Annotated in this window: 16 protein-coding genes and 1 pseudogene; 7 read left to right on the top strand and 10 right to left on the bottom strand. The window is 55.5% G+C overall.

Annotated features, from left to right (window positions below):
• Positions 1 to 100 precede the first annotated feature (100 nt).
• Positions 101 to 877, bottom strand: a complete 777-nt coding sequence (argB, locus tag C2U53_RS11105) for an acetylglutamate kinase (protein WP_086512777.1) — start codon at positions 875 to 877, stop codon at positions 101 to 103.
• Positions 878 to 884: 7 nt separating this feature from the next.
• Positions 885 to 1,889 carry an N-acetyl-gamma-glutamyl-phosphate reductase gene (gene argC, locus C2U53_RS11100; RefSeq protein WP_104445906.1) on the bottom strand — a complete coding sequence of 335 codons (1,005 nt, stop codon included), beginning with the start codon at positions 1,887 to 1,889 and terminating at the stop codon, positions 885 to 887.
• An 88-nt stretch (positions 1,890 to 1,977) separates the two neighbouring features.
• Here argC and argE point away from each other — a divergent pair, with 88 nt between their 5' ends.
• The 4 genes from argE (at position 1,978) to C2U53_RS11080 (ending at position 9,029) form a co-directional block, all read left to right on the top strand.
• Positions 1,978 to 3,129 (top strand): acetylornithine deacetylase, encoded by a 1,152-nt coding sequence (gene argE, locus C2U53_RS11095; RefSeq protein WP_104445905.1) that lies wholly within the window; start codon positions 1,978 to 1,980, stop codon positions 3,127 to 3,129.
• Positions 3,130 to 3,500: 371 nt separating this feature from the next.
• On the top strand, positions 3,501 to 6,152 hold the full coding sequence (gene ppc / locus C2U53_RS11090) for a phosphoenolpyruvate carboxylase (protein WP_104445904.1): 2,652 nt from the start codon (positions 3,501 to 3,503) through the stop codon (positions 6,150 to 6,152).
• Between the two features lie 204 nt (positions 6,153 to 6,356).
• A complete protein-coding gene (locus C2U53_RS11085; RefSeq protein WP_044257495.1) occupies positions 6,357 to 8,090 on the top strand; it encodes a phosphoethanolamine transferase CptA in 1,734 nt (577 codons plus the stop codon).
• 87 nt (positions 8,091 to 8,177) lie between these two features.
• Positions 8,178 to 9,029, top strand: coding sequence for an AraC family transcriptional regulator (locus C2U53_RS11080; protein ID WP_042998944.1), 852 nt, complete (start codon positions 8,178 to 8,180; stop codon positions 9,027 to 9,029).
• Here C2U53_RS11080 and C2U53_RS11075 read toward each other — a convergent pair.
• The 5 genes and pseudogenes from C2U53_RS11075 to C2U53_RS11055 form a co-directional block, all read right to left on the bottom strand.
• On the bottom strand, positions 9,016 to 9,372 hold the full coding sequence (locus tag C2U53_RS11075) for a PTS fructose-like transporter subunit IIB (RefSeq protein ID WP_042998943.1): 357 nt from the start codon (positions 9,370 to 9,372) through the stop codon (positions 9,016 to 9,018). The two genes, C2U53_RS11080 and C2U53_RS11075, sit on opposite strands and share 14 nt — an antisense overlap.
• A gap of 1 nt (position 9,373) precedes the next feature.
• The gene (locus C2U53_RS11070) at positions 9,374 to 10,252 is read right to left on the bottom strand and encodes a [formate-C-acetyltransferase]-activating enzyme (RefSeq protein WP_104445903.1); all 879 of its coding nucleotides are present in this window, start codon (positions 10,250 to 10,252) and stop codon (positions 9,374 to 9,376) included.
• Positions 10,221 to 12,515 (bottom strand): annotated as a pseudogene (locus tag C2U53_RS11065) (formate C-acetyltransferase); the annotation flags it as partial. The pseudogene C2U53_RS11065 and the gene C2U53_RS11070, both read right to left, overlap by 32 nt.
• A gap of 102 nt (positions 12,516 to 12,617) precedes the next feature.
• Complete coding sequence (locus tag C2U53_RS11060) at positions 12,618 to 12,938, bottom strand: PTS fructose-like transporter subunit IIB (RefSeq protein WP_104445902.1); 321 nt, start codon at positions 12,936 to 12,938, stop codon at positions 12,618 to 12,620.
• Between the two features lie 15 nt (positions 12,939 to 12,953).
• Positions 12,954 to 14,033 carry a PTS fructose transporter subunit EIIC gene (locus C2U53_RS11055; RefSeq protein WP_104445901.1) on the bottom strand — a complete coding sequence of 360 codons (1,080 nt, stop codon included), beginning with the start codon at positions 14,031 to 14,033 and terminating at the stop codon, positions 12,954 to 12,956.
• 308 nt (positions 14,034 to 14,341) lie between these two features.
• Between C2U53_RS11055 and ptsP the strand changes: the two genes are divergently transcribed.
• The 3 genes from ptsP to C2U53_RS11040 are packed head-to-tail and all read left to right on the top strand — an operon-like array spanning position 14,342 to position 18,633.
• Positions 14,342 to 16,843, top strand: a complete 2,502-nt coding sequence (ptsP, locus tag C2U53_RS11050; protein WP_104445900.1) for a phosphoenolpyruvate--protein phosphotransferase — start codon at positions 14,342 to 14,344, stop codon at positions 16,841 to 16,843.
• 11 nt (positions 16,844 to 16,854) lie between these two features.
• Positions 16,855 to 17,517 carry a fructose-6-phosphate aldolase gene (gene fsa, locus C2U53_RS11045; protein WP_042998940.1) on the top strand — a complete coding sequence of 221 codons (663 nt, stop codon included), beginning with the start codon at positions 16,855 to 16,857 and terminating at the stop codon, positions 17,515 to 17,517.
• A gap of 12 nt (positions 17,518 to 17,529) precedes the next feature.
• Entirely contained in the window at positions 17,530 to 18,633 is a 1,104-nt protein-coding gene (locus C2U53_RS11040) for a glycerol dehydrogenase (RefSeq protein ID WP_061069494.1), read from the top strand.
• Positions 18,634 to 18,677: 44 nt separating this feature from the next.
• On the opposite strand, the gene C2U53_RS11035 is transcribed toward C2U53_RS11040, so the two are convergent.
• The 3 genes from C2U53_RS11035 to metF all read right to left on the bottom strand — a co-directional run bounded on the left by C2U53_RS11035 (position 18,678) and on the right by metF (position 22,928).
• Positions 18,678 to 19,583, bottom strand: a complete 906-nt coding sequence (locus C2U53_RS11035) for a DMT family transporter (RefSeq protein ID WP_044265212.1) — start codon at positions 19,581 to 19,583, stop codon at positions 18,678 to 18,680.
• A 108-nt stretch (positions 19,584 to 19,691) separates the two neighbouring features.
• Positions 19,692 to 21,872: a catalase/peroxidase HPI gene (gene katG, locus C2U53_RS11030; RefSeq protein ID WP_042998937.1), complete on the bottom strand. Its 2,181-nt coding sequence runs from the start codon at positions 21,870 to 21,872 to the stop codon at positions 19,692 to 19,694.
• Positions 21,873 to 22,037: 165 nt separating this feature from the next.
• Positions 22,038 to 22,928 (bottom strand): methylenetetrahydrofolate reductase, encoded by an 891-nt coding sequence (gene metF, locus C2U53_RS11025; protein WP_042998936.1) that lies wholly within the window; start codon positions 22,926 to 22,928, stop codon positions 22,038 to 22,040.
• Positions 22,929 to 22,965: the final 37 nt, after the last annotated feature.

Below are 22,965 nucleotides of genomic sequence, written 5' to 3'. Positions count from 1 at the left end.
TCCTTAATTTGATATTTTTGCCCGGTGGCGCTGCGCTTACCGGGCCTACAAAACCCATGCAGGCCGGATAAGGCGAAGCCGCCATCCGGCACATTAATAGTTAAGCTAGAATACGTGTACCGATCGGCGTACCGTTGAACAGCGCCGGGAGTTGCTCGGCATGACGCCAGGAGGCGATATCCACCGGACGACCCAGCGTGCGTGCAGCATCCAGCGCGGCATTGACCTTCACAATCATGCCATCGGTAATAATACCCTGGTCGATCAGCTGTTCCGCTTTCGCGGCGGTCATTTCAGCAATGCGCTGACCTTTACCGTCGAGAATACCACTCACGTCGGAAAGCAGGATCAGATCCGCGCCCAGCGTCGCCGCCAGCGCTGTCGCCGCCTGGTCCGCGTTCACGTTCATCAACTGCCCTTCTTCCGTCACCCCAATCGAGCTGACGACTGGCAGAAAACCATTTTCCAGCAGCGTGTTAATCAGCGTAGGTGAACCCGGCTGCGCCAGTCCAACATGGCCAAGCTCTTCGTCGAGCTGGGTCACTTTTACGCTATCGCCATCGCCAAGATACAGGCCTACGGAGGCGATGTGGTGTTTCTTCGCCCATGCCAGCAGCGTTTTGTTCGCCGTTCCCGCCAGCGCACCGGTGATGATGTCGATCTGGTCAGCAGGCGTCACACGCAGGCCGTTTTTCTTTTTCACCGGCAGGTTGAGCCCTTTCATCAACTCATCAACGACACAACCGCCGCCATGGACAATGACCAGCGGACGCTGATGCGACTCGCGATAGTTCACCAGCGCAGTAAAAAGACGCTCCAGCGCCTCTTCGCTATCCAGTAATACGCCACCCAGCTTGATAATTAATGGACTCATCATTGCACCCTTAAATAAGAGACTGCGTTTCAGCAAAGCCGAAACGGATATTGGCACACTGCACTGCCTGTGCGGCGGCGCCTTTCAACAAATTATCTTCGGTTGCCACCACGATCAAATGTTCACCCTGCACGGCAAAACCGATATCGCAGAACGGCAGCCCAACGACATTCTTCAGCGCCGGAACGCCTTTGTCATACAGACGCACCAGCGGTTTATCCGCATACGCCTGCTGTAATACCTGCGCGACCTGCGCAGCGGTCACGCCCGGCTGCAGTCGACAAGTGATCGTTTCCAGGATCCCGCGCGGGAAATTGCCCAGATGCGGGGTGAAAATCACGTCCGTTCCCAGATGGGTGGCGATCTCCGGCTGATGACGATGGGTAAACACGCCATACGGTTGCAGGCTCACTTCGCAGAAGCTGTTAGACAACGCCGCTTTACGTCCCGCTCCGCTCACCCCGCTGGTCGCGTTAATCACCGGCCATTGCGTCAAATCCAGCAGTCCGGCATCAATCAGGGGTTTCAAAGAAAGTTGCGCCGCCGTGGGATAACACCCCGGCACCGCAATCAGATTCGCCTCTTTCAGTTTGTCGGCGCTCCACTCCGCCAGACCGTAGACCGCCTGCTCAAGCAGGTTGGGATACTGATGGGTGAAGCCATAGTATTTTTCATAGAAGCTGGCATCGTTCACGCGGAAGGCACCGGAAAGGTCGAAGACCACGCAACCGGTAGCCAGAAATTGCGGCGCCAGGTCATGGCTGACTTCGTGGGCGGTGGCTAAAAACACCACATCCACACCATCGGTAAACTCGCTGATATCGGACATCGGCTGCAACGGCAGATCGACGATGCCTTTAAGCTGTGGATGCAAATCAGAAATTAACTTTCCCGCATCATTGCTTTGCGCTGAGACGGTCAAAGCGGTTATGGTCATATGAGGGTGGCGATTCACGTAGCTTACAAGCTCTGCGCCCGCATAACCGCTAGCGCCTACAATCAGCGTATTCAACATCAGGTTCCTTTATGCTCAACGTTAATGTATTTTTATGCATATTTATTGCATGAATATTGATACTATCACGACCTAAGGTGTGTCAACAATGAAAATGAACTTACCGCCATTTATCGAGATCTACCGCGCGCTGATTGCCACGCCGTCCATCAGCGCTACCGAAGAAGCACTGGATCAGAGCAATGAGTCTTTAATCAATCTGCTGGCGGGTTGGTTCAGCGATCTCGGTTTCAACGTTGAGATTCAACCGGTCCCGGGAACCCGCAATAAATTCAATCTGCTGGCCAGCACCGGACAAGGAGCAGGCGGCTTACTGCTCACGGGTCATACCGACACCGTACCGTTTGACGATGGGCGCTGGACGCGCGATCCCTTCACCCTTACCGAGCATGACAATAAGCTCTACGGTCTGGGTACCGCAGATATGAAGGGCTTCTTCGCATTTATTCTCGACGCGCTTCGCGACGTTGATGTGACACAACTGAAAAAACCGCTCTACATCCTGGCGACGGCAGATGAAGAGACCAGTATGGCGGGGGCGCGTTACTTCTCGGAAAACGCGTCGATTCGTCCTGATTGCGCGATCATCGGTGAGCCCACGTCGCTACAGCCGATTCGCGCTCACAAAGGTCATATCTCGACGGCGGTACGGGTGATGGGCCAGTCCGGTCACTCCAGCGATCCGGCACGCGGCGTGAACGCCATCGAACTGATGCACGACGCGATTGGTCGCATTATGCAACTGCGCGATACTCTGAAAGCGCGTTATCACTACGACGCGTTCACCGTACCATATCCCACCCTGAATCTGGGTAGTCTGCACGGTGGCGATGCGTCGAACCGAATTTGTGCCTGCTGTGAACTGCATATGGATATCCGTCCGCTGCCGGGCATGACGCTGGGCGATCTGGATGGTTTGCTGACGGAAGCCCTGGCGCCAGTGAGCGAACGCTGGCCGGGTCGTCTGACCGTTGCCGAACTCCATCCGCCGATCCCTGGTTACGAGTGTCCGCCGGACCATCAGCTTGTCGAGGTAGTGGAGAAACTGCTGGGCGAAAAAACCGATGTCGTGAACTACTGCACCGAAGCGCCGTTTATTCAGACCCTGTGCCCAACGCTGGTGTTGGGAGCGGGTTCAATCAATCAGGCGCACCAGCCTGACGAATATCTCGAGACGCGTTTTATTAAGCCCACCCGTGAGTTAATCACCCAGGTCGTGCACCACTTCTGCTGGCACTGATCGAACTACCCGCTTTCCCGGCCTACCTCCGATGGTAGGCCGGATATGCGCAGCGCCATCCGGCAATGCATTTTCACATTCCGATAAGCATTTCTTATCTGGCTGGATGTGAATTAAATTTCGTAAATTACCCGCATTTATTCGTTTGCTGAACCGATTTCGCCGCAATTGACGCCACGGGTTTTACGTGGCTTTATAAAAGACGACTACTAAACAAAGTCCGAAAGATTTCGTGTCACAGCAAGGCGGCAAACAAGCCCATTCCAGGGCGCTTACATAAGTAAGTGACCTGGGTGGGCGAGCGCAGCCAACGCCGCTGTGGCGTGAAAGATACAGGACTCATAGATTAAAGATGGGGTGTCTGGGTTAATATGAACGAACAATATTCCGCGTTGCGTAGTAATGTCAGTATGCTCGGCAAAGTGCTGGGAGAAACCATCAAGGATGCGCTGGGAGAGAACATTCTTGATCGCGTAGAAACAATCCGTAAGCTGTCTAAATCCTCACGCGCTGGCAATGAAGCAAATCGCCAGGAGTTGCTCACCACGTTACAGAATTTGTCGAATGACGAGTTGCTGCCGGTCGCACGCGCGTTTAGCCAGTTCCTGAACCTGGCCAACACCGCCGAGCAATATCACAGCAGTTCGCCAAAAGGCGAAGGCGCCAGCAACCCGGAAGTGATTGCCCGCACCCTGCGTAAACTGAAAAACCAGCCAGAGCTGAACGACGCCATCATCAAAAAAGCGCTAGAGTCGTTGTCTCTTGAGCTGGTGCTGACCGCACATCCGACGGAAATTACCCGTCGCACACTGATCCACAAAATGGGCGAAATCAACGCCTGTCTGAAGCAGCTCGATAACAAAGATATCGTTGAATACGAACGCCACCAGCTGATGCGCCGTCTGCGTCAGCTGATTGCCCAGTCCTGGCACACCGATGAAATTCGTAAGCTGCGCCCAAGCCCGGTTGATGAAGCCAAATGGGGCTTCGCGGTGGTCGAGAACAGCCTGTGGCAGGGCGTACCGAACTATTTACGCGAGCTGAACGAACAGCTGGAAGATAATCTGGGCTACCAGTTACCCGTTGATTTCGTTCCGGTCCGTTTCACCTCATGGATGGGCGGCGACCGTGACGGCAACCCGAATGTAACCGCAGATATCACCCGCCACGTTCTGCTGCTGAGCCGCTGGAAAGCAACCGACCTGTTCCTGAAAGATATTCAGGTTCTGGTTTCCGAGCTGTCGATGGTCGATGCCACGCCGGAACTGTTAGCGATGGTCGGTGAAGAAGGCGCTTCGGAGCCTTACCGCTATCTGATGAAAAACCTGCGCTCGCGCCTGATGGCAACCCAGGCTTGGCTGGAAGCGCGTCTGAAAGGCGAGAAGCTGCCGAAACCGGCAGGTCTGCTGACGCAAAACGAACAGCTATGGGAACCGCTGTACGCCTGCTACCGGTCGTTACAAGCTTGCGGCATGGGCATTATCGCCAACGGTGAACTGCTCGACACCCTGCGTCGTGTGAAATGTTTTGGCGTCCCGCTGGTGCGTATTGATATCCGCCAGGAAAGCACCCGCCACACCGAAGCGCTGGGTGAACTGACCCGCTACCTCGGCATTGGTGATTACGAAAGCTGGTCAGAAGCGGACAAACAGGCCTTCCTGATCCGTGAGCTGAACTCCAAACGCCCGCTGCTACCGCGCAACTGGGAGCCGAGTAATGACACTCGTGAAGTGCTCGACACCTGTAAAGTCATCGCCGAAGCGCCGAAAGGGTCGATTGCTGCCTACGTCATCTCAATGGCAAAAACGCCATCTGACGTGCTGGCTGTGCATCTACTATTGAAAGAAGCCGGAATTGGCTTTGCCATGCCGGTGGCCCCGCTGTTCGAGACCCTTGACGACCTGAACAATGCCGACGACGTCATGACCCAACTGCTGAACATCGACTGGTATCGCGGTCTGATTCAGGGCAAGCAGATGGTGATGATTGGTTATTCCGACTCGGCAAAAGATGCCGGCGTAATGGCCGCCTCCTGGGCGCAATATCAGGCGCAGGATGCGTTGATCAAAACTTGCGAGAAAGCCGGTATCGAACTGACGCTGTTCCATGGTCGCGGTGGTTCTATCGGTCGCGGGGGCGCACCGGCCCATGCCGCCCTGCTTTCACAACCACCGGGCAGCCTGAAAGGCGGTCTGCGCGTGACCGAACAGGGCGAGATGATCCGTTTCAAATACGGTCTGCCGGAAGTCACCGTCAGCAGCCTGTCGCTATACACCAGCGCCATTCTGGAAGCGAACCTGCTGCCGCCGCCAGAGCCGAAAGACGCCTGGCGTCATATCATGGACGAACTTTCAGTCATCTCCTGTGACGTGTACCGTGGCTACGTGCGTGAAAACAAAGACTTTGTCCCGTACTTCCGCTCCGCAACGCCGGAACAGGAACTGGGCAAACTGCCGCTCGGTTCGCGTCCAGCGAAACGTCGCCCGACCGGTGGTGTGGAATCTCTGCGCGCTATTCCGTGGATTTTCGCCTGGACGCAGAACCGCCTGATGTTGCCAGCCTGGCTCGGTGCCGGCACCGCGCTGCAAAAAGTGGTGGAAGATGGTAAGCAGAGCGAACTGGAAGCGATGTGCCGCGACTGGCCGTTCTTCTCCACCCGTCTCGGCATGCTGGAAATGGTGTTCTCGAAAGCGGATCTGTGGCTGGCGGAATATTACGATCAGCGCCTGGTCGCGAAAGCGCTGTGGCCGCTGGGCAAGGAGCTGCGCGAACTGCTGGAAGAAGACATCAAAGTGGTGCTGGCGATTGCCAACGATTCACATCTGATGGCCGATCTCCCGTGGATTGCCGAGTCTATCCAGTTACGGAATATCTACACCGACCCGCTGAACGTTCTGCAGGCTGAGCTTTTACACCGCTCGCGACTGACGGAACAACAGGGCAAAGAGCCCGATCCTCGCGTTGAACAAGCGCTGATGGTCACCATTGCCGGCGTGGCGGCAGGTATGCGTAATACCGGCTAATTTTCCCCCTAACCCCCTCTCGTGCTATTGCGCGCGAGGGGGTTGAAATAGTTCTGTCATAACCTCCGCACATTCACTATATTTCTGTCTGTTTTTTCCACCGTGAGATTTTTCAGAGCAACGTGTGCCTTTGCACCGGTGCTTCAGATTCTCTTAAGGTTTAGTCGCTACGTTTGGCACCACGTTTAAAGACAGGCTGACAATATGCAATCCACAACCCTCCAGTCTACGCCATCATTTAGCTGGAAAGCCCTTGGCTGGGCGCTTCTCTATTTTTGGTTTTTCTCCTCTTTATTACAGGCCATTATTTTAATTACGGGTTTCAGCGGTACCAACGGACTGCGTGACTCGTTGCTTTACAGCTCCCTTTGGCTAATCCCAATTTTCCTGTTCCCGAGTCGGACCCGCATTATTGCTGCGGTGGTGGGGATCGTGTTATGGGCGACGTCGCTGGCCACGCTCTGCTATTACGTCATCTACGGGCAAGAGTTTTCGCAAAGCGTCTTGTTCGTGATGTTTGAGACTAACGCCAACGAAGCCAGCGAATACCTGAGCCAATACTTCAGCCTGAAGATTATCGCCATTGCGCTGGCCTATACCGTCGTCGCCGTATTTCTCTGGACACGACTGCGCCCCGTCTATATTCCCGGACGCTGGCGTTGGCTCGTCTCTTTTGCGCTGCTGTATGGGCTGATCCTGAACCCGTTTGTGGTTCGTTCTGCGTTTGGCAACTCGCCGTATGAAAAAACGCTAAGCGGCCTCTCCTCACGTATGGAACCGGCGGCACCATGGCAGTTTGTCATTGGTTACTACCAGTATCAGCGCCAGTTGACCTCACTTAACAACCTGTTAAGTCAGAACCACGCTCTGCCTCCGCTGAGCAATTTTAAAGACAATTCCGGCGACGCGCCGCGCACGCTGGTGCTGGTGATTGGCGAATCCACCCAACGTGGCCGCATGAGTCTGTACGGTTATCCGCGTGAAACCACGCCGGAACTGGACGCATTGCATCAGTCGGATCCGAATCTGACCGTGTTTAACAACGTCGTGACCTCACGCCCTTACACGATCGAAATCTTGCAACAGGCGCTGACCTTCGCGAACGAGAAGAACCCGGACCTGTATCTGACGAAACCGTCGCTGATGAACATGATGAAACAGGCGGGGTATAAGACCTACTGGATCACAAACCAGCAGACGATGACCGCCCGTAACACCATGCTGACGGTTTTCTCTAAGCAGACCGATGAGCAGTTCTATATGAACCAGCAGCGTACGCAAAGCGCGCGCGAATATGACACTAACGTGCTGACGCCATTTAAGAAAATCATGGCTGATCCGGCACCGAAAAAGTTCATCATCGTGCATTTGCTGGGCACGCACATTAAGTACAAATTCCGTTACCCGGAAGACCAGGGCAAGTTCGACGGCAGTACCGATCATGTTCCGCCAGGCCTGAGCGCAGAAGAGCTGGAATCGTATAACGATTACGACAACGCCAACCTGTATAACGACAAAGTCGTCGCGAGCCTGATTAAGGATTATAAAGCGACCGATCCGAACGGCTTCCTGCTCTATTTCTCCGACCATGGCGAAGAGGTGTATGACACCCCGCCGCATAAAACGCAGGGTCGTAACGAGGACAACCCGACGCGTCACATGTATACCGTGCCGTTCCTGTTGTGGACGTCCGACAAATGGCAGGCCGCGCATCCGCGTGATTTATCACAAGATGTGAATCGTAAGTACAGCAGTTCGGAACTGATCCACACCTGGTCCGACTTAGCCGGGCTGACCTACGACGGTTTCGATCCGACGCGCTCCATCACCAGCCCGCAGTTCAAAGAAACCACGCGCTGGATTGGTAACCCGTACAAGAAAAATGCGCTGATTGATTACGACACTCTGCCGTATGGCGATCAGGTCGGAAATCAGTAAGTCATTCAGCAGGCCACGCTTTTTAGGGTGGCCTTTTTTCACCCTGGCGGTTACTGTTTCCTTGTCTGTGCAACGCAAGGGATCATCATGTATCAAGACGTCAGCCATCTTCTATCCCGCCTGATTCATGGCCCCGCGCCGCTGCGCCAGATTTTCTTTGCCAGTACGCTTACCCCCATCCCGGCGCTGGCGTATCAGGTCGATTTTCCCCGTCTGGAAATCGTGCTGGAAGGTGAACTGACCGACGCCAGCCTCACCGACACGCTCACCCCATACGATGTGCTCTATGTGCCAGCAGGTGGCTGGAATCTTCCGCAGTGGCAGGTGCCGGTCATTACGCTCAGTATCCTGTTCGGCAAACAACAGCTCGGATTCAGCGTGGTGCAATGGGACGGGGAAACATACCAGAATCTGGTCAAACAGCACGTGGCGCGCCGTGGCCCGCGTATCGGTTCCTTTCTGTTGCAGACGCTCAATGAAATGCAAATGCAGCCGCAGGAGCAGCAAACGGCGCGGTTGATTGTCGCCAGTCTGCTCAGCCACTGTCGCGACCTGCTTGGCAGCCAGATCCAGACTGCCTCGCGCAGCCAGGCGCTGTTTGAGGCTATCCGCGACTACATTGACGAGCGCTACGCCTCACCGCTCACCCGGGAATCGGTGGCGCAGGCGTTCTATATTTCGCCGAACTATCTCTCGCATCTGTTTCAAAAAACGGGGGCGGTTGGCTTTAACGAATACCTGAACCATACGCGACTGGAACACGCAAAGACCTTGTTGAAAGGCTACGACTTAAAAGTGAAAGAAGTCGCGCACACCTGCGGATTTGTGGACAGTAACTACTTTTGCCGCCTGTTTCGTAAAAACACCGAACGCTCGCCGTCAGAATATCGTCGTCAGTATCACAGCCAGCTAACGGAAAAGCAGGTCAGTCCAGAATAAGATGGGTATATTGCGGAGCGGAAAGCAACTTACGCACCGCGCTCATGACACGCTGCGGTTCGCGCAGAAAGGCGTTAATGCCGGACTGGACATAACGGCATTGAGTGAAACGTTCCGCTCCCGCCAGTTCGATATCGGTAATCAGCAGCACGGCATCCGCCCGACGGATATCCTCTTCGGTTAAGCGATTTTCCGTACCAAGCGCCCCCTGCGTTTCAATCTTAATGGTCCATTTTTCCTGCTGGCATAACTTCTCCAGCCGTTCAGCCGCCATGTAGGTATGGGCCACACCGCTTACGCAGGCCGTCACCGCGACCAGAAATCGTCCTGTTGACACGGACATATTACCCTCCTGTTGTGACCTGAAAGCCCGCGTTCTCCGCCATCTCACGCATTTGGGCAATAATCTGTTCCGTTGGCGCAGGGACGTCCTTCATCCCCCACTGCTGCCCGAGCAACCGATATTTCGGTTCTCCATAGAGATGAAACGGTAGCAGGTGCAATTGCTTTATACCAAGCGATAACAGCAACGTCAGCGCGCGCTGCATATTCTCATGTGTGAGCGTGTAACCGGGGATCAGCGGCAAACGGGGGATCACGTTAACGCCCTCCGCCACCAGCATCCGCAAATTAGCCACGACGCGTGGCATATTCATCGCCACAATCTCACGGGCCCGTTCAGGCTCCATGATCTTTAAATCGAACAGCACTTCATCACACGCTTTCGCCAGCGGAAGCAGCCGACGGGCGGGGGCATCGCCTGCCGTTTCAATTGCACAATGCACACCCCAGCGCCGCAGACGCTGTAAGAATCGCGTAGCGAAAGCCGCCTGCATCAACACCTCTCCGCCCGACAGCGTCACCCCGCCGCCAGAAGTGCGAAAGAAAACGTCATCTTTCATCACCTCGCGTTCCAGCTCATCCAGGGTGACATCACGGCCAATACACTCAAACACCCCGGAAGGACACTCGTCGGCATCACGCAGACACGGCGTACAGTGCAGGCATTTGCTTTCCCGTCGCACCGTTTCAATTCGTGGCGAGATCGATTCCGGATTGGCGCACCACGGGCAGGTGTGCGGGCAGCCTTTAAAAAAGACCACCGTGCGGATCCCCTGACCGTCATTCAGCGAATACCGTTGAATATTGAAGATGCGTGCGACCTCCTCGTCGCACGACTCCACAACCACACAACTGATGCGCGGTGCGGCGAATGATGTCATCCTGAATCTCCTTCGACAGCTCGACAAAGAAGGCGCTATACCCTGCCACACGTACCACCAGCCCGGCGAAATCCTGGGGTCGCAGCTGCGCTTCCCGCAGCGTTTCGGCATTCACCACGTTAAACTGAATATGCTGCAATTTGAGCTGGGTAAAGGCGCGCAAGAAATCGCACAGTTTGCGTAATCCTGCCTCTCCTTCCAGCGTGGCGGGCGTGAACTTCACGTTCAGCAACGTCCCGTTGGACAACAGCGTGTTATCCAGCTTACTGACCGATTTCAGCACCGCCGTCGGTCCCTGCATATCCTGTCCAAGCATCGGCGAAAGGCCGCCATCCGCCAGTTGCTCTCCGGAAAACCGCCCGTCCGGCGTCGCCCCCACCACCGCGCCCAACGGCACGTGTGCGGACACGGTATAAGAACCCGGCGTAAACTGCCCGCCACGCGGATTCTGATACTTCTCCACCTCTTTGCAGTAATAACGCAGCAGTTCGGCGCTGATGTTGTCCACCTCATCAATGTCATTACCGTATTTATGGAAGCGGTTGATCAACCTGGCGCGGATCTTTTCCCCTTCCGGCGTGGCAAAGTTAGCCTTTAACACCGCAAGAAGTTCGTCAAAACGGAGGCGCTGCTGCTCAAACACCAGTCCATTCAGCGCATGCAGAGAATCGCTGAGGTTGGCGATGCCAATACCCTGCACACCCGAGAAATTATAGCGCGCGCCGCCGTCGGTGATGTCACATCCCTTCTCCAGACAATCACTGATAAACGAGGAGAGCAACGGCACTGGCGCCCAGTCGCGATGACCGATGTCGCAAATATTACTGCCTTCAACCATCAGCGTGATGTAGTGGCTGATTTTGGCGCGAATATGTGCCAGCAGACCGTCCCAGGTCAGCTCACCATTACCTTCATTCTCGTACAGGCTAATTTCCATGACCTTCAACAGATTGAACATAGCGATATCATGCAGACCATAGGTTCTGCCCGGAATCGACAACTCCACGCACCCTACCACGGCGTAATCACGCGCATCTTCCAGCGAGACGCCCCGGTTGAGGAATGCCGGGATCACCACTTCATCATTAAAGATCTGTGGAATACCGGTACCCAGACGGATAGTCTCGGCGGTCTTCATCAGAAACGGCGTATCAATCAGCGCGTTGATGCGAACGCCCAGATTCGGCTGGGGTAACTGCACACTCTGATAGGCATCGAGACAGAGGAATGAAAGCACGTTTACCGCACTGCGGCCATTCTCCGTCAGGCCACCAAGTAGCGCGGTATAGCCGGTCGGGAAGCCAGCGAAATAACGTGCGCTGCTGGTCGAACGCAGGAGCACAATGTCGTTGCATTTCACCCACAGCGATTCCAGCAGTTCTTTCAGGAATGCGGGATCATCTCCCTGCGCCAGCGACGCCTGATAAAACGGCAGCATGTACTGATCGAAACGCCCCAGCGACAGCGAACTGGCGTTGGACTCGTACTGCAAAATGATGTTCATGTACCAGAACAACTGGCACGCCTGCCAGAAGGTGTGCGGCTTATGCTGCACGTTATGCCGCGAGTTGGCAGCGATAGTCAGCAACTCCTGGCGACGAGTGACGTCAGGGCAGCGTTCAGCCATCTCTTCCGCCAGTACGGCATAACGCAGAATGTGGCGCTGCGACGCTTCCAGCAGCAGCAGTGCCGCCTGATAAAAGGCGTTATGCGGCGCCTGCTCGCAGTGCGCGCGCATCTCCATCACCAGTTCACCCAGCCCATGATTCAGCAGGCGCGGATAATCAATGATGATATGCCCCTGTCCCTTATCCGTCTGGTTGATGCTAAAAATCTGGGTACTGACGGCGGCCTTAACCTCATCCGTCATCTGACCGTTGATGAAATCCTTCATCGACCGTTTTTCCCAGTAAGGGAACAGCACATCACGATAGAGGCGTTTATCGTCTTCGCTGATGTCGAAACGGTCCTGGGGACGAGTCGGGAACTGATCCAACTCGTTGAGCAGCCAGTACGGGTCCATCTCCGGCGACATGATGCCCGCACGCGGTTTAACGGTACGGTTGCCGGCAATCAGTTCCTCATCACGAATCGAAATCTCGACATGCTCGAGGATATATGCGGTCGCCTTAGCCCGACGTAAAATGACCGGCTCCCCTTCCGTCTGTTGATGACTGGCGGTATACAGCATTGCACGCTCAAGCGAAATTTCCCTGCTGTTCTGAAAGAGTGCCGCTTTTAAGCGGTGGATGCGGTGGGTCATGAGGAACTCCTGTGGGCATGAATGCCTGATGGCGCTACGCTTATCAGGCCTACAAATTCGTAGGCCGGATAAGGCAGCGCCGCCATCCGGAACACAAAAAACTTATGCGGTTTGCGCCAGATGCGCGCCAATCTTGTTCATAATCGCGTCGGCGCGTTTTACCGCATCGCTGATGTTGACACGGACGATAGTCTTACCAACAAAACGCTCCTCAAATTTAATCCCGATATCCTTGGTCAGAATGACGATATTAGCCTGTGCCACATCAGCGGGTGTCAGTTCATTTTCCAGACCAATGGAGCCCTGCGTCTCCACTTTCACTTCCCAGCCTTTCGCTTTGGCTGCACTTTCCAGCGCTTCAGCGGCCATATAGGTATGTGCAACACCTGAAGGACATGCGGTTACTGCAATAATTTTCGTCATGACGCCACTCCTCACTTAATTAATTTCAAAATCTAAATCCAGATCGTCTTCTTTCTCGTCGGTCTGAGAGACATTCTTGCGCGCCAGGCTTTTCAGCACGTTCACACAGATAGCCGTCACCACCGCACCTACCGCCACCGCGGCGACATAACCTAGTTTCCCTTCCACCACCGGCAGAACAATCAGTCCACCCCAGCCTGCGTAACACTGAGCGCCGAACAATGCCGCCGTGGCCGCACCACAGGCCGAACCCAGCATGATGGAAGGAATGACGCGCAGCGGGTCAGCGGCAGCGAAAGGAATCGCCCCTTCGGTAACGCCCACACACCCCATCACCAGCGCCGCTTTACCGGCTTCGCGCTCTTCAGAAGAGAAATTTTTACGCCCCACCAGCGTCGCCAGTCCTAAGCCCAGCGGCGGCACGCAGATCCCGACCGCCGCAATGGCCACCACGGTGTAAACCCCCTGCGCTACACAAATCAGCATGAAGGCGTAGGCCACTTTGTTGATCGGGCCGCCCATGTCAAAGGCCAGCATCAGCCCCATAATCACCGCCAACACCACGATGCTGCCCTGCTGCATGCCTTGCAGCCACTGGGTCAGACTGGCGGTCAGCGCGCCAACGGGTTCGCCCAGTCCCCACATCATGATGCCCGCCGTAATAAAGGTCCCGATGACAGGAATCACGAAGATGGGCATGACAGAACGCAATACCTTATGGACCGGAATTTTTTTCAGGTAATACACCACAATGCCGCCGATAATCCCGGCAATCAGCGCCCCGAAGAACCCGGCGCCGAAGCTGTTGCCTACCCAGGCACCAATCGCGCATGGTGCCAGCGCGGAGCGTTCCGCAATGGAATAACCAATGTACGCCGCAAGGAAAGGCACCATCAGGGTCAGCCCGGCCACGCCGATATCAAACAGCTTTTTGAGATTCGGATCGGTCGCGGCATCAGGCACCGCCCCTTTCCCATACAGCATGACGGAGACTGCCAGTAAGATGCCGCCCGCAACCACAAAGGGGATCATATGCGACACCCCCGTCATCAGATGCTGACGGGTATTTTTCAGGATGTGTACCAACTCATTCATAAGTCGCTCCCGGGCAGGTGTTTGCCCATATCCATAACGTTGTTGTGGCAAACAATAGGCAATCCGCAAGGTCGCAGACAGTGGATAAAAAGGCCATTTACTGGATTTTTGTAATATCAGTACAAAAATGCGATCCGCTTCATAAGTTGAAGGATAAGAGAATTCACGGATACCGGGAGGACTTGTGAACTGTCTCCCACTTTTCGCCTTACATTACATTTGTCCAGTTTTTGGCAGAATTGTCACATGGCAGCGAACAAGCAAGGCCTTTTATGCTGTAGACAGAAAACCGTTATGGGAGAAAGGCAATGGCCCTGATTGTGGAATTTACCTGTGAGCTGCCCAATGGCGTCCATGCGCGCCCGGCAAGCCATGTTGAGACCCTGTGTAACACCTTTACTTCACACATTGAGTGGCACAACCTGCGAACCGATCGTAAGGGCAACGCCAAGAGCGCACTGGCGTTGATTGGCACGGATACGCTGGCTGGCGACCCCTGCCAGTTGCTCATTACAGGAGCAGATGAATCCGATGCCCATCAGCGCCTGAGCCTGTGGCTGCGCGACGAGTTCCCCCACTGCGATGCCCCGCTGGCAGAAGCCAGTAACAGCGAATTAGAACCACTACCGGCTTCACTGACTCACCTGAACCCGCAGCTTTTCCGCGCCCGTAGCGTTTGCAGTGGTAGCGCGGGCGGTATCCTGACGCTTCTCTCTTCGCTGGATCTCAACGCGCTCGGCGAACTCCCTGTGGCAGGCGATGTGGAAAGCGAGCAGTCGGCGCTGGATCGCGGCTTAACACTGCTGGTAAAAAACATTGCGTTTCGTTTGCTCGACAGCGACGGCGCCACCAGTGCGATTCTGGAAGCCCACCGTTCGCTGGCGGGCGATACCTCCTTACGTCAGCATTTGCTGGCAGGCGTTTCTCGCGGCTTAAGCTGCGCGCAGGCGATTGTCGACAGCGCCAACCATTTCTGCGATGAGTTTGCCCATTCCAGCAGTCGCTATTTGCAGGAACGCGCGCTGGACGTTCGCGACGTCTGTTTCCAGTTGCTGCAACACATCTACGGCGAAAAGCGCTTTCCGGCACCGGGAAAGCTGACCCAACCCACCATCTGTATGGCGGATGAGTTGACGCCCAGCCAGTTCCTGGAACTGGACAAAACGTTCCTCAAAGGACTGCTGTTGAAAAGCGGCGGCACCACTTCGCACACGGTGATTCTTGCTCGTTCATTCAACATCCCCACTCTGATCGGTGTCGCGATTGACGCTTTAACCCCGTGGCTGCAGCAAGAAGTTTATATCGATGGCAATGCAGGAGCGGTGGTGGTCGCGCCTGATGAACCGGTCAGCCGCTACTATCAGCAGGAAGCCCGTGTACACGAGGCGCTGCGCGAGCAACAGCGCGTCTGGCTGACCCAGGAAGCGCGCACGGCCGACGGCATTCGTATGGAAGTTGCCGCCAACATTGCTCACTCCGTGGAAGCGCAGGCGGCATTTGGCAACGGCGCGGAGGCGGTTGGCCTGTTCCGCACCGAAATGCTGTATATGGATCGGCTCAGCGCTCCGGACGAGAACGAGCTGTACAACATTTTTTGCCAGGCGCTGGAATCCGCACAGGGGCGCAGCATTATTGTGCGTACGATGGATATCGGCGGCGATAAGCCCGTTGATTATCTGAATATTCCTGCTGAAGCCAACCCGTTCCTCGGCTATCGCGCCGTGCGTATCTATGAAGAGTACGCCGCGCTGTTTACCACTCAGCTCCGGTCGATCCTGCGCGCATCGGCGCACGGAAGCCTGAAAATTATGATCCCGATGATCTCCTCAATGGAAGAGATCCTGTGGGTGAAAGAGAAACTGGCGGAAGCCAAACAGCAGCTTCGCAATGAACAGATCCCATTTGATGAGAAGATCCCGCTCGGCATTATGCTGGAAGTCCCGTCAGTGATGTTCATCATCGACCAGTGCTGTGAAGAGATTGATTTTTTTAGTATTGGCAGCAATGACCTGACGCAATACCTGTTGGCCGTTGACCGCGATAACGCCAAAGTGACCCGCCACTACAACAGCCTGAACCCGGCCTTTCTGCGCGCGCTGGATTTCGCGGTGCAGGCGGTGCACCGTCAGGGGAAATGGATCGGCCTGTGTGGCGAGCTCGGGGCAAAAGGTTCCGTTCTGCCATTGCTGGTCGGGTTGGGGCTGGATGAAATCAGCATGAGCGCCCCCGCCATTCCTGCCGCTAAAGCGCGAATGGCGCAGCTCGACAGTCGCGCCTGCCGCCAATTGCTGAATCAGGCGATGGCCTGTCGCACGTCGCTGGAAGTGGAGCATCTGCTGGCGCAGTTCCGCATGTCACAGCAGGATGCCCCACTGGTCACCGCCCAGTGCATCACCCTCGACAGTGACTGGCGCAGCAAAGAAGAGGTGATCAAAGGGATGACCGACAACCTGCTGCTCGCCAGCCGCTGCCGCTACCCCCGCAAACTGGAAGCCGATCTGTGGGCTCGTGAGGCAGTTTTCTCTACCGGGCTGGGCTTCAGCTTCGCCATTCCGCACAGCAAATCTGAACACATTGAGCAGTCCACTATCAGCGTGGCACGCCTGAAAGCGCCTGTCCGCTGGGGAGATGACGAGGCGCAGTTCATCATCATGCTAACGCTCAACAAACACGCGGCGGGGGACCAGCACATGCGTATTTTCTCACGCCTGGCCCGTCGCATTATGCACGAAGAATTTCGCAATGCACTGGTGAATGCCGCGTCTGCCGACGCGATTGCCAGCCTGCTGCAACATGAGCTTGAACTTTAAGAGGAAGCAAAATGGAACTGTATCTGGATAGCGCCAATGTGGCGGAAGTCGAACGTCTGGCCCGCATTTTCCCTATCGCCGGGGTGACGACCAACCCGAGTATTATCGCGGCAAGCAAAGAATCCATCTGGGATGTTCTGCCGCGTCTGCAAAAGGTGATTGGCGAAAACGGCGTTCTGTTTGCCCAGACCATGAGTCGCGATGCGCAGGGAATGGTGAACGAAGCTAAACGTCTGAACAATGCCGTTCCGGGAATTGTGGTGAAAATCCCGGTAACCTCTGAAGGACTGGTCGCCATCAAGCAGTTGAAAAAAGAGGGCATAGTCACCCTGGGAACCGCCGTGTACAGCGCCTCTCAGGGACTACTTGCCGCGCTGGCGGGGGCAAAATATGTCGCGCCTTACGTCAACCGCGTAGATGCCCAGGGCGGAGACGGTATTCGCACCGTTCAGGAATTACAGACGCTACTGGAACGTCATGCCCCGAAAAGCAAAGTGCTGGCCGCCAGTTTCAAGACCCCGCGCCAGGCGCTGGACTGTCTGCTGGTGGGCTGTGAAGCAATCACCCTTCCTTTAGATGTAGCGCAACAAATGCTCGATACCCCTGCGGTAGAGTCAGCTGTTGAGAAGTTTGAGCAAGACTGGAAAAACGCATTCGGTAACATCAACCTGTGAGGGAAATAAGGTATGGATCGCATTATTCAATCCCCTGGTAAGTACATCCAGGGTGCAGATGTCATCACTCGTCTTGGCGAATACCTCAAGCCGTTGGCTGAACGTTGGCTGGTTGTTGGCGACAAATTTGTTCTCGGTTTCGCTCAGGGCGAACTGGAAAAAAGCTTTAAAAACGCAGGACTGGCGCTGGAAGTCGCGCCGTTTGGCGGTGAATGCTCGCAAAACGAGATCGACCGTTTGCGCAGCGTGGCGGAAAATGCGCAGTGTGGCGCGGTGCTCGGCATCGGCGGCGGTAAAACGCTGGATACCGCCAAAGCCCTTGCCCACTTTATGAACCTGCCTGTGGCGATCGCCCCGACCATCGCCTCAACCGATGCGCCCTGCAGCGCACTTTCCGTTATCTACACCGATGCTGGTGAATTTGACCGTTATCTGCTGCTACCGCACAACCCGCATATGGTTATCGTCGACACCAAAATCGTTGCCGGCGCCCCGGCGCGTCTGTTAGCCGCAGGGATTGGTGATGCGCTGGCCACGTGGTTTGAAGCACGCGCGTGTTCACGCAGCGGCGCGATCACCATGGCGGGCGGCAAATGCACTCAGGCGGCGCTGGCGCTGGCTGAACTGTGCTACAACACGCTGCTCGAAGAGGGTGAAAAAGCAATGCTCGCCGCCGAGCAGCATGTCGTGACCCCGGCGCTTGAGCGCGTGATTGAGGCCAACACCTATCTGAGCGGCGTCGGCTTTGAAAGCGGCGGTCTGGCTGCCGCGCACGCGGTTCACAACGGTCTGACGGCGATCCCGGATGCGCATCACTATTATCACGGTGAAAAAGTGGCCTTCGGTACGCTGACGCAGTTGATTCTGGAAAACGCGCCGGTTGAAGAGATTGAGACCGTTGCCGCACTGTGCCATTCCGTCGGTCTGCCGATTACGCTGGCGCAACTGGATATCAAACAGGATATCCCGGCGAAGATGCGTATTGTGGCAGAAGCCTCCTGCGCGGAAGGCGAAACCATTCACAACATGCCTGGCGGCGCAACGCCGGATCAGGTTTATGCCGCACTGTTGGTTGCCGACCAGTACGGTCAGCGCTATCTGCAAGAGTGGGAATAACACGCTCTACACTCCCGGCCTCGCCGGGAGTGTTTCTTATCTCATCAGGCCTGTTCGACCACCTGCACCTCACGCTTTTTCCGGCTGACAATTGCCAGCGCCATAACGATCAGCACAATTCCCCCACCCTCAACGGGACCGGGGTTTTCACCAAGCAGCCACCAGGAAAACAGCACGCTACAGACCGGCACCGCCAGGGTGCTTAAGCTGGCGATACTGGCAGGCAAATTCTTCAGGACAAACAGCCACAAACTCCAGGCCAGCGCCGTCGCCAGAATCGCGCTATATCCCAGCGCCCAGAGGACCACCGGCTGCCAGTCAACTTCCCGCTGCGGCACCAGCCAGGCCACCGCACTCATCACCAGCGCGGCATACAACATCTGCCAGGCCGTTAACGACAGCAAATCGACGCGTGGATGGCGGGTATAAAGACGTTTAGCGACAATGGCGCTCGCTCCCCAGCTGACTCCGGAGAGAATCGCCAGCAGAGCGCTCTTCAACGTTGATAAATTCAGTTGCCACGGTTGCAGCACCAGCAGTAACCCTATTGCGGCAATGGCAATTGCGGCGTATTGCAGGCGTCGCAGTCGCTCCCCCAGAAACAGCGCCGCCAGAATAACGACCCAAAACGGCATGGTATAGGTCAGGATAGCGACTTTCCCCGCCCCGCCGCTGACCAGCGCCCACTGACCGAAGCCAATCATCCCGCAGGTCTGCAACAGCGCAATCGCCAGCGTAAACCGAAACGGCGTCGGGCGCAGGCCACGGCCGCGCAAAAGGAGGACGAGGAATAATATTAAGGCTCCGAAGATACAGCGTAATGCAGTGAAGTCGAACGCGCCGATATAGCTCGTGACCTGCTTCATAAAAATCCAGCTATAGCTCCAGATAAGGGTAAGCAAGATAAGACCACCGATTGCCAGTGGATTGCCCTTTCCTGAGACAGACATGATAGATCCAGTAGATTGACGTTTCCTGCGGACACTATACCCCTACAAATACACTTCAGCGACTGCAAGCCGTCGCTGAAGTGGGGTCAGATTACATCAGGGGTGGGCTTACTGCAGGTCGAAACGGTCCAGGTTCATCACTTTCACCCATGCCGCAACAAAGTCCTTCACGAACTTCACGTGCGCATCGCTACCGGCATACACTTCCGCCAGAGCACGCAGCACCGCATGAGAGCCAAAAACCAGGTCCGCACGAGAAGCGGTGTATTTCACTTCACCTGTCTGACGATCGCGACCTTCAAACTGTTCGTTTGACTCATCAACCGGTTTCCATTCGTGACGCATATCCAGCAGGTTGACGAAGAAGTCATTGCTGAGTACACCCGGACGATCGGTAAAGACACCATGTTTACTGCCGTCGTAGTTCGCGCCAAGCACGCGCAGACCACCCACCAGCACGGTCATTTCTGGTGCGGTCAGAGTCAACTGCTGCGCTTTATCGATCAGCAGAGACTCTGTTGTTGCCACGCCAGGTTCACCGCGATAGTTACGGAACCCATCGGCGATCGGTTTGAGGAGCTCAAACATCTCAATATCTGTCTGATCCTGACGCGCATCCACACGACCAGGCGTAAACGGCACATGAATGCTGACACCTGCAGCGCTGGCGGCTTTTTCAACCCCCACGACACCGGCAAGAACAATGATATCGGCCAGCGACGCTTTAGCGGAATCACGCTGGATTTTCTCCAGAACCGGCAGCGCACGCGTAGCAATCGCATTGACATCCCAGCCGCGCTGCGGCGCTAATGCCAGACGCGCACCGTTCGCCCCGCCACGTTTATCCCCCCCGCGGAAGGTCGACGCAGACGCCCACGCAACGGACACCAGTTCACCGACAGAGAGACCGGAATCCGCGATGGCAGACTTCAGGCTCAGGATATCTTCTTCCGTTGGATTGAAGGTGGGTTGCGGCAGCGGGTCCTGCCAAATCAGATCTTCTTTTGGCACTTCCGGACCGATGTAACGCGCTTTCGGCCCCATATCACGGTGGGTCAGTTTGAACCACGCACGGGCGAAGGCTTCGTTAAACGCCTGCGGATCGTTCAGGAAACGGCGGGAAATTTTTTCGAATTCCGGATCAAAACGCAGCGTCAGGTCGGTGACCAGCATCGTCGGCTTACGTTTTTTCGACGGGTCGAATGGATCAGGAATGATTTCTGGCGCATCGACTGCTTCAAACTGGATGGCGCCAGCCGGACTGCGCGTCTGTACCCACTCATATTTGAACAGGTTCTCGAAGAAGTAGTTGCTCCACTGGGTTGGGGTTTGCGTCCAGACCACTTCCAGTCCGGATGTAATCGCATCCGCGCCCACACCGCTACCAAAATCACTTTTCCAGCCTAAACCCTGGTTTTCGATCGGTGCCACTTCCGGGTCCGGGCCGACGTGCGTCGCCGGGCCTGCGCCGTGGGTTTTCCCTAATGTATGACCGCCGGCAATCAACGCAACGGTCTCTTCGTCGTTCATCCCCATGTTGCCAAAGGTTGCACGAATCGCTGAAGCCGCCGAAAGCGGTTCACCGCTGGCGTTAGGACCTTCCGGGTTAACATAGATCAGCCCCATCTCGGTGGCGGCTAAAGGACGTTTAGCCAGTTCTTCCGGGTCACGGTGGGCAAGCCACGTTTTCTCATCGCCCCAGTTTACATCCAGATCCGGTTCCCAGACGTCCTCACGACCCGCACCGAAACCAAAGGTACGGAAGCCGGAGTTTTCCAGCGCAACGTTACCCGCCAGAATAAACAGGTCGGCCCAGGAAATTTTTTGTCCGTATTTTTGCTTGATTGGCCACAGCAGACGACGCGCCTTGTCCAGACTCACGTTATCCGGCCAGGAGTTCAGGGGAGCAAAACGCTGCTGTCCGCGACCTGCGCCGCCGCGTCCGTCAACGGAACGATAGGTACCAGCCCCGTGCCAGGCCATGCGGATAAACAGACCGGCATACGTTCCCCAGTCAGCAGGCCACCACGGTTGAGATTCGGTGAGAAGCGCTCTGAGATCGCCTTTCAGCGCGGAATAATCTAATTTGCTGAATTCTTTGCGGTAATCGAAATCTTCACCCAGCGGGTTTGAGCGATTGGAATGTTGGTTTAACAAGTCGACGCGGAGCTGGTTAGGCCACCAGTCACGGCTGGTTGTTCCTGCTCCAGCGCTCTGGTCATGGCCGCCCTGATGAAAAGGACATTTTCCGGCGGACGTCGGGTTATGGATATCGTCTGGCGTGCTCATCTATATGCTCCCTTTACAGTGTTTACATTACGATATACACCTACAGAGATAAGATATAGTCGAAAAAATCCACAGATTCGATAGCCGATACCTTTTATATTTTTAGTTACAGAGATGTAGATCAAAATGAGGTGTAATAAAGCCCTCCGGGGAGGGCCGAGGCATTTAGATACCGGGTCTGACACCCAGGGTGTGGCAAATGGCATAACTCATTTCAGCGCGGTTAAGTGTATAGAAATGAAAGTCTTTTACGCCTTCCCGGCTTAAAATTTTCACCATGTCCATGGCGATATTTGCTCCCACCAGCTTACGGGTTTCCGCATCGTCATCGAGGCCATTAAACATTTGTGACATCCACGCCGGAATGCGCACATTGGTCATATCGGCAAACTTCTTCGCCTGCTTAAAGTTCGAGACCGGCAGAATGCCAGGAATGATTTCCACGTCGATACCCGCAGAGACGCAGCGGTCACGAAAACGCAGGTAGCTTTCGACGTCAAAGAAAAATTGGGTAATGGCGCGGTTCGCCCCGGCATCCACTTTACGTTTCAGGTTGAGCAGATCCGCCTGCGCGCTTTTCGCTTCCGGATGCACTTCCGGGTAAGCGGCGACGGAGATATCAAAGTCGGCCACCTCTTTCAGCAGGCTCACCAGGTCGGCAGCATACATATCGGGCTTACCGCTGCCTGCCGGCAAATCGCCGCGCAGCGCAACGATGTGGCGGATTCCGTTGTTCCAGTAGTCCTGTGCAATAGTACGCAGTTCATCGCGGGTCGCATCAATACAGGTCAGGTGCGGTGCGGCTTCCAGACCGGTGCGATCTTTAATCCCTTTGATAATGCTGTGCGTGCGGTCGCGTTCGCCAGAGTTGGCGCCGTAGGTTACCGAAACAAACTTCGGCTTCAGGCTGCTCAGGCGATCGATGGAATTCCACAGGGTTTGCTCCATTTCACTGGTGCGCGGCGGGAAAAACTCGAACGAAACGTTAATCTGACCCTGGACTTCCGCCAGGCTCTGATTCAGGGCTTCCCGCTGGTTGGCGTGAAAAAAGCTCATACCTTACCTCATCAATCGCTTGTCATTATATGTTGTG

The organism is Citrobacter sp. CFNIH10, from assembly GCF_002934585.1.
Lineage (GTDB): Bacteria > Pseudomonadota > Gammaproteobacteria > Enterobacterales > Enterobacteriaceae > Citrobacter_A > Citrobacter_A amalonaticus.
Note: the sequence above shows the minus strand (reverse complement) of the source record. Positions and strands in the feature narration are given on the sequence as shown.

Excerpts from the sequence above, each read along its gene's own strand:
- argB (WP_086512777.1), bottom strand. The coding sequence starts at position 877 with ATGATGAGTCCATTAATTATCAAGCTGGGTGGCGTATTACTGGATAGC.
- argC (WP_104445906.1), bottom strand. The coding sequence starts at position 1,889 with ATGTTGAATACGCTGATTGTAGGCGCTAGCGGTTATGCGGGCGCAGAG.
- argE (WP_104445905.1), top strand. The coding sequence starts at position 1,978 with ATGAAAATGAACTTACCGCCATTTATCGAGATCTACCGCGCGCTGATT.
- ppc (WP_104445904.1), top strand. The coding sequence starts at position 3,501 with ATGAACGAACAATATTCCGCGTTGCGTAGTAATGTCAGTATGCTCGGC.
- C2U53_RS11085 (WP_044257495.1), top strand. The coding sequence starts at position 6,357 with ATGCAATCCACAACCCTCCAGTCTACGCCATCATTTAGCTGGAAAGCC.
- C2U53_RS11080 (WP_042998944.1), top strand. The coding sequence starts at position 8,178 with ATGTATCAAGACGTCAGCCATCTTCTATCCCGCCTGATTCATGGCCCC.
- C2U53_RS11075 (WP_042998943.1), bottom strand. The coding sequence starts at position 9,372 with ATGTCCGTGTCAACAGGACGATTTCTGGTCGCGGTGACGGCCTGCGTA.
- C2U53_RS11070 (WP_104445903.1), bottom strand. The coding sequence starts at position 10,252 with ATGACATCATTCGCCGCACCGCGCATCAGTTGTGTGGTTGTGGAGTCG.
- C2U53_RS11060 (WP_104445902.1), bottom strand. The coding sequence starts at position 12,938 with ATGACGAAAATTATTGCAGTAACCGCATGTCCTTCAGGTGTTGCACAT.
- C2U53_RS11055 (WP_104445901.1), bottom strand. The coding sequence starts at position 14,033 with ATGAATGAGTTGGTACACATCCTGAAAAATACCCGTCAGCATCTGATG.
- ptsP (WP_104445900.1), top strand. The coding sequence starts at position 14,342 with ATGGCCCTGATTGTGGAATTTACCTGTGAGCTGCCCAATGGCGTCCAT.
- fsa (WP_042998940.1), top strand. The coding sequence starts at position 16,855 with ATGGAACTGTATCTGGATAGCGCCAATGTGGCGGAAGTCGAACGTCTG.
- C2U53_RS11040 (WP_061069494.1), top strand. The coding sequence starts at position 17,530 with ATGGATCGCATTATTCAATCCCCTGGTAAGTACATCCAGGGTGCAGAT.
- C2U53_RS11035 (WP_044265212.1), bottom strand. The coding sequence starts at position 19,583 with ATGTCTGTCTCAGGAAAGGGCAATCCACTGGCAATCGGTGGTCTTATC.
- katG (WP_042998937.1), bottom strand. The coding sequence starts at position 21,872 with ATGAGCACGCCAGACGATATCCATAACCCGACGTCCGCCGGAAAATGT.
- metF (WP_042998936.1), bottom strand. The coding sequence starts at position 22,928 with ATGAGCTTTTTTCACGCCAACCAGCGGGAAGCCCTGAATCAGAGCCTG.